This window comes from Candidatus Kaelpia imicola, from assembly GCA_030765505.1.
Lineage (GTDB): Bacteria > Omnitrophota > Gorgyraeia > Kaelpiales > Kaelpiaceae > Kaelpia > Kaelpia imicola.
Map to the genome: position 1 here is coordinate 92,866 of JAVCCL010000020.1, position 12,506 is coordinate 105,371.

The 12,506-nt window shown below is 37.9% G+C and carries 11 protein-coding genes; all 11 read left to right on the forward strand.

The features are described from left to right. The first annotated feature begins 90 nt into the window (after positions 1–90). The 11 genes from P9L98_03755 to trpE are packed head-to-tail and all read left to right on the forward strand — an operon-like array spanning position 91 to position 12,492. Complete coding sequence (locus P9L98_03755) at positions 91–1,374, forward strand: homoserine dehydrogenase (protein ID MDP8216416.1); 1,284 nt, start codon at positions 91–93, stop codon at positions 1,372–1,374. Continuing rightward, entirely contained in the window at positions 1,371–2,432 is a 1,062-nt protein-coding gene (thrC, locus tag P9L98_03760; protein MDP8216417.1) for a threonine synthase, read from the forward strand. The genes P9L98_03755 and thrC overlap by 4 nt, the downstream gene beginning before the upstream one ends. A gap of 46 nt (positions 2,433–2,478) precedes the next feature. After that, positions 2,479–3,501: a recombinase RecA gene (gene recA, locus P9L98_03765; protein ID MDP8216418.1), complete on the forward strand. Its 1,023-nt coding sequence runs from the start codon at positions 2,479–2,481 to the stop codon at positions 3,499–3,501. 5 nt (positions 3,502–3,506) lie between these two features. After that, positions 3,507–5,003, forward strand: coding sequence for a Do family serine endopeptidase (locus P9L98_03770; GenBank protein ID MDP8216419.1), 1,497 nt, complete (start codon positions 3,507–3,509; stop codon positions 5,001–5,003). A 1-nt stretch (position 5,004) separates the two neighbouring features. After that, on the forward strand, positions 5,005–5,457 hold the full coding sequence (locus P9L98_03775; GenBank protein MDP8216420.1) for a regulatory protein RecX: 453 nt from the start codon (positions 5,005–5,007) through the stop codon (positions 5,455–5,457). Positions 5,458–5,463: 6 nt separating this feature from the next. Next, a complete protein-coding gene (gene alaS, locus P9L98_03780) occupies positions 5,464–8,100 on the forward strand; it encodes an alanine--tRNA ligase (protein MDP8216421.1) in 2,637 nt (878 codons plus the stop codon). Then, on the forward strand, positions 8,097–9,317 hold the full coding sequence (gene hisD / locus P9L98_03785; GenBank protein MDP8216422.1) for a histidinol dehydrogenase: 1,221 nt from the start codon (positions 8,097–8,099) through the stop codon (positions 9,315–9,317). The genes alaS and hisD overlap by 4 nt, the downstream gene beginning before the upstream one ends. Beyond that, the gene (gene hisB / locus P9L98_03790; GenBank protein ID MDP8216423.1) at positions 9,314–9,925 is read left to right on the forward strand and encodes an imidazoleglycerol-phosphate dehydratase HisB; all 612 of its coding nucleotides are present in this window, start codon (positions 9,314–9,316) and stop codon (positions 9,923–9,925) included. Before hisD ends, hisB begins: the two co-directional genes overlap by 4 nt. Next, the gene (gene hisA, locus P9L98_03795) at positions 9,926–10,660 is read left to right on the forward strand and encodes a 1-(5-phosphoribosyl)-5-[(5-phosphoribosylamino)methylideneamino]imidazole-4-carboxamide isomerase (protein ID MDP8216424.1); all 735 of its coding nucleotides are present in this window, start codon (positions 9,926–9,928) and stop codon (positions 10,658–10,660) included. Next, on the forward strand, positions 10,653–11,021 hold the full coding sequence (gene hisI / locus P9L98_03800; protein MDP8216425.1) for a phosphoribosyl-AMP cyclohydrolase: 369 nt from the start codon (positions 10,653–10,655) through the stop codon (positions 11,019–11,021). The genes hisA and hisI overlap by 8 nt, the downstream gene beginning before the upstream one ends. Then, entirely contained in the window at positions 11,005–12,492 is a 1,488-nt protein-coding gene (trpE, locus tag P9L98_03805) for an anthranilate synthase component I (protein MDP8216426.1), read from the forward strand. The genes hisI and trpE overlap by 17 nt, the downstream gene beginning before the upstream one ends. The last annotated feature ends 14 nt before the right edge of the window (positions 12,493–12,506 follow it).

Sequence of the window (12,506 nt, forward strand, 5' to 3'; positions counted from 1 at the left end):
TTTATTAAAGTGTATAGCAGTATTTTTTTATATATGAGTAAGATTCTTTTTGCTATAATTATCAGCTGATATTACTTATTGGGTTTTGATATGAAAATTATAAAAGTGGGTCTCATAGGTTTTGGTACGATAGGAGAGGGGGTAGCGGAATATTTGAGAGAGAGATCTGCTTATTTGAGAAGAAAGAGCGGGGTTAAATTTGAACTCTCAAAAATTGCAGAGAGAGATATTAAAAAAGTTCCTTCAAAGTATAAGGAAATCTTAACTTCCAATGCAGAAGATCTAATAAGAGATAAGAGTATAGATGTTGTTATTGAACTTATCGGAGGTATTAAAGACGCCAGAAAATATATATTAGGTGCTTTTAAAAACAAGAAGCATGTCATAACTGCAAATAAGGCTCTTCTGGCTGAAGATGGAGAACATCTTCTTGCTAAAGCCAAAGAGAGCGGGGTGGCTTTTAAGTTTGAAGCTTCTGTTTGCGGTGGAATTCCGATCGTAGATAGTATTTCTAACTCCTTAGTGGCTAATGATATTCATTCTGTTTTAGGTATAATCAATGGAACTTCTAACTATATTCTTACTGTAATGGAAGAGCAGGATGCTTCAATGAGAGAGGCTTTGAAGATTGCTCAAGCTAAAGGTTATACAGAGAGCAATCCTATCTTAGATTTAAAAGGAATAGACTCTTCTCATAAACTTGCTGTTATTGTTAGATTGGCATTTGGTTTTAACCCGGATTTTTCTAAAATCTATAGAGAAGGAATAACATCTATCTCAAATTTAGATGTTAAATATGCTAAAGAACTGGGTTATAGGATAAAACTTTTAGTAATTGCAAAGAGATCTTCCAAAAGTCTTCTGGAGGTAAGAGTGCACCCCGCTTTACTCCCCCTTGATCATATGCTCTCTTCTGTAAAGGGTGTCTATAATGCGCTTTATATCAAAGGTAATTTGATTGGAGAGATGCTTTTCTATGGTAAAGGTGCAGGCAGCAAACCTACAACTTCAGCTGTGATATCAGATCTGGTAAGTCTATCTGTTATCTTAGAAGGGAAGGGTTTTCCAAGCTACAATTATATTGATACGGAGATTGAAAGATTAAAGGATATCAATAATATAGATTTTAGGTACTACATTAGATTTATGGCACTTGATAATCCCGGTGTTTTAGCTAAAATTTCCGGTGTTTTATCCAATTACGGTATAAGTATTGCAAATGTGACTCAAAAAGATAGAGCTAAAGCTTCTTCTGTGCCGATAGTTATGATGACTCATAAGGCAAATGAAAAGAATATGAGAAAGGCATTATCTAAGATAGAGAGATTGGATGTTATAATCAAGAGGCCGGTATCTATCAGGGTAGAGAGATGAAGTGGCAGGGAGTTATAAATCGGTATAGAGAGTTTCTACCTGTAGGAGATAAAACTCCTATTGTTACTCTTCAGGAAGGTAATACACCTCTTCTCTATTCATGTTTTTTATCCGAGGAGCTGGGAAATAACTCTCAGGTCTACTTGAAGTTTGAAGGAGCGAATCCTACGGGTTCTTTTAAAGATAGAGGTATGACGCTTGCTGTTTCAAAAGCGCTGGAAGAAGGCAGCAAGGCTGTTATATGTGCTTCAACAGGTAATACATCTGCTTCGGCGGCTGCTTATTCAGCAAAATCTGGATTAAAATGTGCGGTGCTCATTCCAAGCGGTGCTATAGCTAAAGGTAAATTGACACAGGCTCTTGCTCATGGTGCTCAGGTTTTGGCTGTAGATGGCAACTTTGATGACTGTCTAAGAATAGTAAAAGAGATAACAGATAAATATCCTATCACACTTGTGAATTCGCTTAACCCTTACAGGATAGAGGGGCAGAAGACAGGCTCTTTTGAGGTATCCGATTTTTTAGGTGATAGTCCAGACTTTCATTTTATACCGGTTGGCAATGCCGGAAATATTGCTGCTTATTGGAAGGGCTACAAGGAATATAAAAGTAAAGGTAAGATAACTAAACTGCCTAAGATGATGGGTTTTCAGGCATCTGGATCTGCTCCTATTGTCCATGGCCATCCAATAGATAATCCTGAAACAATTGCAACGGCTATTAGAATAGGTAATCCTGCCTCTTGGGAAAAAGCCGAAGAGGCTCGGGATGAATCCGGCGGTGTTATACGGGATGTAACAGATAAGGAGATACTGAATAGCTATAAGCTGTTAGCGTCTCGAGATGGTATATTCGTTGAACCTGCTTCCGCGGCTTCCGTTGCAGGGCTGCTAAAACTGATTGAAGAAAAATATTTTAAAGATTATAACAATATAAAAGTTGTAGCTATTCTTACAGGACATGGATTGAAGGATCCCGATATTGCAATGAAGGAGTCTCAAGAGCCAATTGAAGTTGAATCTGATATAGAGAAGATTATAGAGATTATAGGCATTTAAATTATCTATTAAATCACAATGTTATCTTTATAAGAGGAGGTATGTTATGGTAAAGACAGATAGCGAAGAGAAAAAAACTCAACAGGATTCAGGTAAATTAAAAGCATTAGATTTAGCTTTAGGTCAGATCGAAAAAGAGTTTGGTAAAGGTTCTATAATGAGGTTGGGTTCAGAGGTCAAGATGGATATCCCTTTCACATCTACAGGTTCAATAAGTTTGGATTTAGCTCTCGGAATAGGTGGTGTTCCGAGAGGTAGGGTTATTGAAATATATGGCCCGGAATCAAGCGGAAAGACTACTCTTGCACTCAGTATAGTAGCTAAGGCTCAGGAAGCGGGAGGCATTGCGGCTTTTATTGACGTGGAGCATGCGCTTGATCCTGGTTATTCAAATAAGATAGGTGTTAATATGGATGATCTTTTGATATCGCAGCCTGATACCGGAGAGCAGGCTTTAGAGATAACGGAATATCTTGTTCGCTCCAACGCTGTTGACATAATAATCGTGGACTCTGTTGCCGCTTTGGTTCCCAAAGCTGAGATAGAGGGTGATATGGGAGATAGCTTTATAGGTTTACAGGCACGGTTAATGTCTCAGGCTATGAGAAAGCTTACTGCTGCAATAAGTAAATCCAAAACCTGTGTTATTTTTATTAATCAGATAAGAGAGAAGATAGGTGTTATGTTTGGTAATCCTGAGACTACACCTGGAGGCCGTGCTCTTAAGTTTTATTCATCTGTTAGGATTGATGTCAGAAGAGCGGGTATTATAACATTAGGTGATAAGCCAATTGGTAATACGGTTCGCGCAAAGATAGTTAAAAATAAAGTTGCTCCTCCTTTTAAAAAAGCTGAGTTTGATATTATTTATGATGAAGGCATCTCTTATGAAGGTGGGTTAGTAGATATGGGTATTGATTTAGGCATTATAGTTAAATCCGGCAGCTGGATATCTTATGGCGATGAGAAGTTAGGTCAGGGTAAAGATAATTCCAGAGTCTATTTGAAAGAGAACAAGAAGTTGGCAAAAGAGATAGAGAATAAAATAAGAGCGGAGATCTCTGGGTGAAACAGATGAAGTTATTTAAGTTTCTGGGGTTCTTAACACTTTTTGTTGCAGGGCTCTTCCTAGGAGCTGCTCTTATTGTCAGGACAGACCTTGGTAGTCCTGTAAGAGCAGAGAGTGGCGATAGAGAAGCTGCTATACTTTTTGAAGATCAGCCCAATCTTGAGGTTCTATCTTTAGAGAGTGCTTTTATCAGAGTTGCAGAGGAGGTTGGTCCTGCCGTGGTTAGTATACAGAGCGAGAGAACAGGATCTATTTCAGGAGAAAGGTTGCATTCTCCTTTTGGGGGTGATGATCTCTTCAGCTATTTCTTTAAAGACTTTTTTGGAGAGATGCCGAAGAGAGAGTTCCGTTCTATAGGTCTTGGTTCAGGGATAGTCATAAACTCAGAAGGGTATATTTTGACTAACCAGCATGTAGTAGATAATGCAGATAGTATAACCGTAACTCTATCCGATGGAAGAGAGTTTAATGCCAAATTAGTGGGGCAGGATTACCGTTCTGATTTGGCTGTTTTAAAGATAGAGGCTGAAGACTTACCCTATGTTAAACTGGCTGGCAGAGGTACGGTGAGAATAGGTCAATGGGCAATCGCAATAGGAAATCCATTCGGTTTTGCTGTTAATTCTCCCGAACCTACGGTTACAGTAGGGGTTGTCAGCGCTTTACATAGACATCTGCCTGCGACAGAGCACAGGGACAGGATATATACCGACTTGATACAGACAGATGCTGCCATTAACCCCGGCAATAGTGGAGGACCACTCTTAAACTTAAAAGGTGAGGTTATAGGTATAAATGTTGCGATATATACTACCACAGGTGGTTATCAGGGCGTTGGTTTTGCCATACCGGTTGAACAGGCAAGATATGTGTTGGATAGACTTATTAAAGGCGAAGAGATAGAGTACGGTTGGCTTGGTATTCAGATACAGGATTTAACTCAGGAGCTTGCAGATTATCTTGGGCTCCCTGACAAAAAAGGTACGCTTATAGCCAAAGTCATAGAGCCTGGCCCTGCTTATAGCGGAGGATTAAAAGAGGGTGATGTTGTAAGGGAGTTAGATGGCGAGGTCGTTGAGGGCAAAAATGATCTTTTAAATAAGGTTGTGCATAAGGATGTAGGCAGTAGAATAAAGATAAAAATAATAAGAGATAAGAAGCCTATTGCTATAACCATTACTCTTGGTAAGAGGCCTGATAATTTTTCGATTTCATCTGGAGAAGTAGAAAAGTATAACTTTAGAGGAATCGGTGTCAGCGTTCTTAGCGATGAATTAAGGTCTAGATATGGAATAACGGAGCGAGGCGGTGTTGTTGTAATGAAAGTTGAACCGGGTTCTATTGCTGCTAAGAAAGGAGTAAAGCCTGGAGATGTTATACTTGAGATTAATAAAAAGGTGATAGATAGCGTGAAAAGTTTTAAAGAGGCAACCTTAGAATTAAAAGGTCAGGCTTTAATCAGAACTCAGAGAGGTTATCTTTTATTGAATCCGGAGGGGTAGAGTGGATTCGTTTAGATACGCTCAGATACTTTTAAAATATCGGCCGCGTTCTGAAGAAGAGATTAAAGAGAGACTCTCTCTGCGGGGTTATGATAGTGAGAATATTAAAGAAGTTGTAAGAAGATTAAAGCAGTGCGGTTTGATAAACGATTTGAAATTTGCAAAGTATTGGATGGAATATCGCCTTTTGTATAGTTCCAGAAGTAAGTTTTATACGGTATTTGAGCTTAAGAGAAAAGGGGTCTCTGGAGATATAATTGAGAGCATATTAAGGGATTTTGAAGCTGTAGATGAAAAAGATATTGTATTTAGACTCGCTGAAAAGAAGGTAAAAAGTATGAGTAAGATTAAAGATCGTTTAACAAAAAGACGTAGACTATACGCTTATCTAGGAAGAAGAGGATTTGGATCTTCAATTTCAAGAGAGGCAATTAACAGTGTGTTAAGTGATTAGAGTATTATGAAGACAGACGATATCCGTTCTAAATTTTTGGAGTTTTTTAAAGCTAAAGGGCACAGAGTATTTTCTTCTGATACTCTTGTTCCTTCGGGAGATAAGACGGTTCTATTTACTTCTGCAGGGATGAACCAATTTAAGCCCTATTTTTTAGGAATAAAAAAGGGTGTTAAGAGAGCAGCTAGCTCTCAGAAGTGTCTCAGGACTGATGATCTTGAAAAAGTAGGTAAGAGTCCGTCTCACCATACTTTTTTTGAGATGCTTGGCAGCTTTTCTTTTGGGGACTACTTCAAGGAAGATGCTATAGGTTGGGCCTGGGAATTTATAGTTAAGATAATTAAAATTCCGAAAGATAAGTTGTGGGTCTCTGTCTATGAGAAAGATGATGAATCGCTCAATATTTGGATTAATAAGATCAATTTTCCCCAGAAGCGGATTGTAAAACTGGCTGCTGATAAGAATTTCTGGCCCGCAAATGCAATAAAAGAAGGACCCAATGGTCTCTGTGGTCCCTGTTCTGAGATTTTTTATGATTTAGGAAAAAAATATGGTTGTTCTAAAGATAGTTGCAATCCGGAGTGTGATTGCGGAAGGTTTGTTGAAATATGGAACCTTGTCTTTACTCAATTTAACAGAAAAGAGAAGGACGGAGAGGGTTTCTTAGATCCTCTCCCTGCCAAGAATATTGATACTGGGATGGGTCTTGAGAGAGTGGCCTCCGTGCTTCAGGGTGTTGATACAAATTTTAAGACAGATATATTTGCACCTATAGTTAAAGAGATAGATTCCCAAATTAAAAATTCTAAGAACAGATCTGACTTAGATGTTTATGCTATTGCAGACCATATAAGAGCTGTTACATTTGCTATTGCAGAAGGAGTCTTACCTTCCAATGAAGAGAGAGGGTATGTAGTAAGAAAGATCATCAGAAAGGCAGTCTGGCATGGCTACAAGATGGGATTGAAAGAACTATTCCTCTATAAACTTATAGAGGTTGTCTATTCTGTTATGAAAACGGCCTACCCTGAGCTGGAGGAGAGACGTGAATATATATCTTCGGTTGTGAAATCAGAGGAAGAGAGATTTCAGAATACTGTTGATTCAGGGCTTATGAGATTAAATGATTTAATGGAAAAATTAAAGAAGGACAAAAAAAATAAAATAGCCGGAGAAGATGTTTTTAAGCTCTATGATACATTTGGTTTTCCTTATGAATTGACCAGAAAAGTTGCTCAGGAGAATGGATTTGAAATAGATTTAGATGGTTTCGATCAAGCTTTAGATGAACAGAGAGAGAGGTCTAAATCTTTTAGTCAAATGAAAAATGAGATATTTTCAAAAGATAAGGAATTATTAAGAGAGGTGACTCTTACAGATTTTATTGGCTATAAAGATAGTGTTTGTGAATCTCAGGTAATAGCAATACTTAATACAAGCTTGAATGAATCTTTTACTGAAGTAGATAGCGGTGAGGCGGTGATATTGGCCGCTAAGACGCCATTTTACGGCAAAGGAGGAGGTCAGGTTGCAGATAAGGGAGAGTTGAGCTCTAAAGATTTTATGGCAGAGGTATTTGATGTCAAGAATGTAGATGATAGAGTGCTGCATTTCGTAAAAATAGTTAAGGGAAAGATTAAAAACAAAAGCAAAGTCTCTCTTAAGATAGATAAAAAGCAGAGATTGGCTATAGCACGTAACCATACTGCAACTCACCTTCTTCAGGCGGTGCTAAGAGAGGTGCTTGGAGTTCATGTTCAGCAGGCAGGTTCTTATGTTGGGCCTCGTAAGCTAAGGTTCGATTTCAATCATTTTAAACCATTGTCTGATGAAGAGATTGAAGAGGTTGAAGATAGAGTTAATGAATATATATTAGCTAATTTAAAAGTTAATACAAAATGTGTTTCTTCTGAGCAGGCAAAAAAAGAGGGTGCAATAGCTTTATTCAACGAGAAGTACGGTGACGAGGTTAGGATTATAGATATATCAGGAATGAGTAAGGAGCTTTGCGGGGGGACACATGTTGATTATACCGGAGATATTGGACTCTTTAAAATAATTTCAGAGTCTTCTTCTTCAAGCGGCATTAGAAGGGTGGAAGCAATAACAGCTAGAGAAGCTCTGGTTTATTTTAAAACAAAAGAATCGACATTGAAGCAAATACTGAGCCTATTAACAGCGGCTGAATCTGAAGTCGTTAAAGAGGTGGAGGGTTTAATAAAAGAAGCCTGTCTATCACAAGAGCATAGTAAGAATTTAAAAAAGAGAAATATCAATAAAGAGGCTGAGGAATTAATAGCTCAGGCTGAGAAGATAAAAGATATATTATTTATAGCCAGAGAGGTAGGCGGGGAGATTGATTACATCTCTCAGCTATCGGATAAAATTAAAACCAAGTCTAAGAATGATATGATTATTATGTTATACTCTTTTATTGATGGAGAGGTTAAACTTGTTTTAAGTTTGACTAAGGGTTTAACTCATAAAGGTTTTGATGCCAGAGTGATGTTTGGTAAAATTTCTGTTTTGATAGGTGGCGGCGGCGGCGGTAGAGCAGAATTTGTTAAAGCCGGAGGAAAAAATACCTCCAGAATAAAAGAAGCAATAGACTCAATAAGAAAGGAAATTGGAGATAATTTATGAGATCTATTGGTTTATCAAGTAAGGAATTTGAAAGACTCTGCAATAGAAGCTTTAATAAAAATCAGAGGTTAAAGAATACGGTAGAGAGTATTATCTTTGAAATTAGTAACCATGGAGATAGAGCACTGCTGCAGTATACAAGAAAGTTTGATAAGGTTATTATAAAGCAGAGAAGCATTAAGGTTGCAGAGTCTGAGATAAGTGCAGCTTTTCAGAATATAAGCCCTTCTTTTGTCACCCATATCAAGCAGTCCATAAACAACATTACAAAGTTCCATCAACAGCAGAGCCTAAAGTCTTTCAGAATTAAAACAGAAGAGGGAGCTATCTTAGGAGAAGAAGTTCAGCCCCTTGAGAAGGTAGGTGTATATGTTCCTGGAGGTACTGCTCCTTTGGTCTCAACTATTCTAATGACTGTTCTCCCGGCTAGAGTTGCTCAAGTTAAAGATATATATCTTGCTTCTCCTCCGCAGCGGGATGGCTATATAAATCCATATATACTTGTGGTTGCGAGCCTGCTTAAAGTTAAAAATATTTTTAAGATGGGCGGAGCCCAGGCTATAGCTGCTTTTGCCTTTGGAACAAAGACGGTAGCAAAGGTAGATAAGATAGTTGGCCCTGGTAATAAATATGTAACGGAGGCTAAGAGGCAGCTCTATGGCTATGTTGATATCGATACTCTTGCTGGACCGAGTGAAGTTGTTGTTATAGCATCTAAGTTTACTAAGGGTGATTATGTCGTTCAGGATTTGAAAGCTCAAGCAGAGCACAAAGACGGTGTTGCTATATTGATAACCCCTAGCAAGGCTTTGGCAAATTACGTAAAGGATAAAGTCTCAAAGGGGTACTTGATAAAAGTTAAGAATTTAGATCAGGCTATAGATATTGCAAATAAGATTGCACCAGAACATCTTGAGCTTCTTGTTCAGAGGCCTCATAGGTTGGTCAAAAAGATAAAAAATGCAGGGGCTGTATTTTTAGGCCCTTATAGCCCTACAGCTGTAGGTGATTATATTGCCGGACCCTCGCACGTATTACCGACTTACGGAACAGCCAGGTTTTTTTCGGGACTTTCGGTGAGAGATTTTTTGAAAACGCAATCCATTATAAATTATTCTAAAAAGGCATTGGAGAAATATTATCCGACTTTAGAGCTTTTATCTGAGATAGAAGGCCTTAAAGAGCATTTAAATTCTGTAAAAGTGAGGTTATCATGAGGTTTATCTTTAGAAATAAGAAAAAGAAACGGTTATCCAGAATTGAGAGAAAGACAAAAGAGACTAATATAAAGATAACTTTAAGTTTAGATGGCAGCGGCAGGTACCATATTGACACCGGGATAGGTTTTTTAAACCATATGTTAGAACTCTTTGCTTTCCATAGTAAGTTTGATTTGGATTTAAAAGCAAAAGGAGATTTAGACGTAGATATTCATCACACAAATGAAGATATCGGTCTAACTCTTGGCGGGGCTTTCAGTGAGGCACTTGGAGATAAGAGCCGGATAAAGAGGTTCGGATTTTACGCTCCTATGGATGAAGCGCTAGTGAGAGTTGTTCTGGATATCTCAAGTAGACCTTCCCTGAATATCAAGACTGACGTTGAATTAAAAGGTGTAGATGGATATACATATTTTGATTTTAAACATTTTTTAGAAGGTTTTGCTCAAAAATCCGGACTCAATCTACATGTTGATGTTTTTAAAGGAGAGAGTATGCACCATATATTTGAAGCCGTCTTCAAAGCTTTGGCGAAAGCATTAAAAGAAGCTGTTAAGATTGATTCTGATTCCAGCGGTATACCTTCCACAAAAGGGAAGCTATAAGTGCTATTAATACCTGCTATAGATATAAGAGATTCTAAAGTTGTGCGATTAAGGAAGGGCGATTTCACCCAGAGCAGGATATATTCTGACAACCCTTTAAATGTTGCCTGGAATTACAAAAAGGCTTTTATACCCAGAGTGCATATTGTTGATCTGGATGCAGCTTTGGAAGGGAACTCATTTAATAAAGAGATAATAAAGAGGATTGTATCTGAAGTCGGTTTAGAAGTAGAGCTTGGAGGTGGGATAAGAGATGAAGATACGATAGTTGATTATCTTAATACAGGGATAAAACATCTTATAGTAGGAACAGAAGCCTACAGAGATACTAGTTGGTTTAAAAAGATGCTATCTAAATATTCTCAGTACCTTATTTTGGGGCTGGATCTTTTTGAGCAAAAGATAAAGATAACCGGCTGGACTGAGACTGCAGAATCTGATACAAAGAGCTTAGTTTCAGATTTTATAGATTCCGGACTTAAGAGTTTAATCTATACGGATATATCAAGAGATGGAACTTTGGAAGGAATAGATATAGAGTCTTTGAGAGAGTTTCTGGATAGCATTAAAGGTTTAAACTTGAATATAATTGTTTCCGGCGGCGTTAGCGGCATGGAAGATATAATTAATTTATCGACTGTGGAAGATTCAAGGGTAGAGGGCCTGATAGTAGGCAAAGCTTTGTATGAAGGAAGAATAAGTTTAGAAGATTTAAAAGGAGGATTTTATGAGTAGGAGGTCTATATTCAATGACTTAAAGTTGAATAAACAAGAGTTGATACCGGCCATAGTTCAGGATTATAAAAGCGGCGATGTTTTAATGGTGGCTTATATGAATGGTGAGTCTATTAAAAGGACGCTGGAAGATGGAAAAGCTTGTTTTTACAGCCGTTCTCGTCAGAAACTCTGGTTAAAAGGCGAGACATCCGGAAATTTTCAAGTTATTCGCGAGATCTACCTTGATTGCGATAACGATACTATACTACTTAAAGTTGACCAGATTGGAAAAGGGGCATGTCATACCGGAAGATGGAGCTGTTTTTATAAAGAGGTTGATTTAAAAAGCGGTGATTTTGAGGATGAAGATAACACCTGATTATCCGGGTTTTAAAAAGCTGATCAAAAAAGGGAATCTTATTCCTGTGTATAGCGAGGTTCTCTCTGATGGGGATACTCCTTTCTCTCTCCTTGAGAGGTTTAAAAAAGAGAATCACTCTGTTTTGCTAGAATCTATAACTGGTGGAGAACATATAGCCCGCTACTCTTTTGTGGGGGTCTCGCCTGTCAAAGTCATAAAGTCTAAGGGTGATATGATGGAGATATTATCTGGAGGCAAAAAGAAGACCATTAAGATAAAGACGGATGTTTTAGACGAAATTAAGAATGAACTTTCACGTTATAAATATGTTTTTTTAAAGGAATTACCTCGTTTCTCAGGCGGTTTCGTAGGTTATTTCTCTTATAATTTGGTGAAGTATTTTGAAAATATTCCTCAAAACAATCCGGATAGGCTATCTCTCTATGATGTTTTTCTTATGGAGATTAGAGATCTCTATATCTTTGATCACATAAAACAGAGGTTAATACTCTTAACCCATGCATATATTGAAGAAGGTGATTTAAAAAGTTCCTATAAAAAGGCTCTCTTTAGATTAGAAAAGATGCATAAGGTGCTCCTTAAGAATACTAAAACGTCAGGGCCTCAAGTATTAAAAAGTAATATCAAAGAAGGAAAATTCAGGTCTAATTTCAAAAAAGAGGATTTTTTAGGTAGCATTAGTGAGATTAAGAAGTATATAAAAAAAGGTGATATTATTCAGGCTGTCTTATCTCAAAGGTTTAACCGTAAGAGCAAGGTCGAAGATAGTCAGATATATAGGTGGCTGCGTTTTATCAATCCGTCGCCTTATATGTTCTATCTCCGTTGCGGGAATCATTCGCTTATAGGCTCATCCCCTGAGGTTTTTGTTCGTTGTGAAGATAATATTGCAGAGCTCCGTCCTATTGCTGGCACAAGGAAGAGAGGTAGGGATGAGAGTGAAGATCTATCTCTTCAGAAAGAGTTGCTTTCTGACGAGAAAGAGAGGGCCGAGCATATTATGCTTCTTGATTTAGGCCGCAATGACTTAGGTAGAGTCTGTAAGTATGGGACTATTGAGGTAAAAGAAAAGATGGTTATTGAAAAATATTCCCATGTCATGCATATTGTTTCTGATGTTACGGGTAGGCTAAGGAGAGATAAGGATATGTTTGATTTAATTCGGGCTGCTTTTCCTGCCGGTACTGTTTCCGGAGCTCCTAAGATAAGGGCTATGGAGATAATAGATGAACTTGAGTCTGAGAGTCGCGGTCCTTATGCCGGGGCTGTAGGTTATTTTTCCTATTCTGGTAATATGGATACCTGTATTACAATAAGAACTATCATTAAAAAGGGAGATTCTGTGTATATTCAGGCTGGAGCAGGTATCGTTGCAGATTCAGTTCCGGAGTGTGAATATCAGGAGACTATAAATAAGGCCAGGGCTTTAAATAAAGCGGTTGATTTAGCAGAAGCTGCAGGAAGTTAGAGTCAAAGATAGTA

Excerpts from the sequence above, each read along its gene's own strand:
- P9L98_03755 (MDP8216416.1), top strand. The coding sequence starts at position 91 with ATGAAAATTATAAAAGTGGGTCTCATAGGTTTTGGTACGATAGGAGAG.
- thrC (MDP8216417.1), top strand. The coding sequence starts at position 1,371 with ATGAAGTGGCAGGGAGTTATAAATCGGTATAGAGAGTTTCTACCTGTA.
- recA (MDP8216418.1), top strand. The coding sequence starts at position 2,479 with ATGGTAAAGACAGATAGCGAAGAGAAAAAAACTCAACAGGATTCAGGT.
- P9L98_03770 (MDP8216419.1), top strand. The coding sequence starts at position 3,507 with ATGAAGTTATTTAAGTTTCTGGGGTTCTTAACACTTTTTGTTGCAGGG.
- alaS (MDP8216421.1), top strand. The coding sequence starts at position 5,464 with ATGAAGACAGACGATATCCGTTCTAAATTTTTGGAGTTTTTTAAAGCT.
- hisD (MDP8216422.1), top strand. The coding sequence starts at position 8,097 with ATGAGATCTATTGGTTTATCAAGTAAGGAATTTGAAAGACTCTGCAAT.
- hisB (MDP8216423.1), top strand. The coding sequence starts at position 9,314 with ATGAGGTTTATCTTTAGAAATAAGAAAAAGAAACGGTTATCCAGAATT.
- hisI (MDP8216425.1), top strand. The coding sequence starts at position 10,653 with ATGAGTAGGAGGTCTATATTCAATGACTTAAAGTTGAATAAACAAGAG.
- trpE (MDP8216426.1), top strand. The coding sequence starts at position 11,005 with ATGAAGATAACACCTGATTATCCGGGTTTTAAAAAGCTGATCAAAAAA.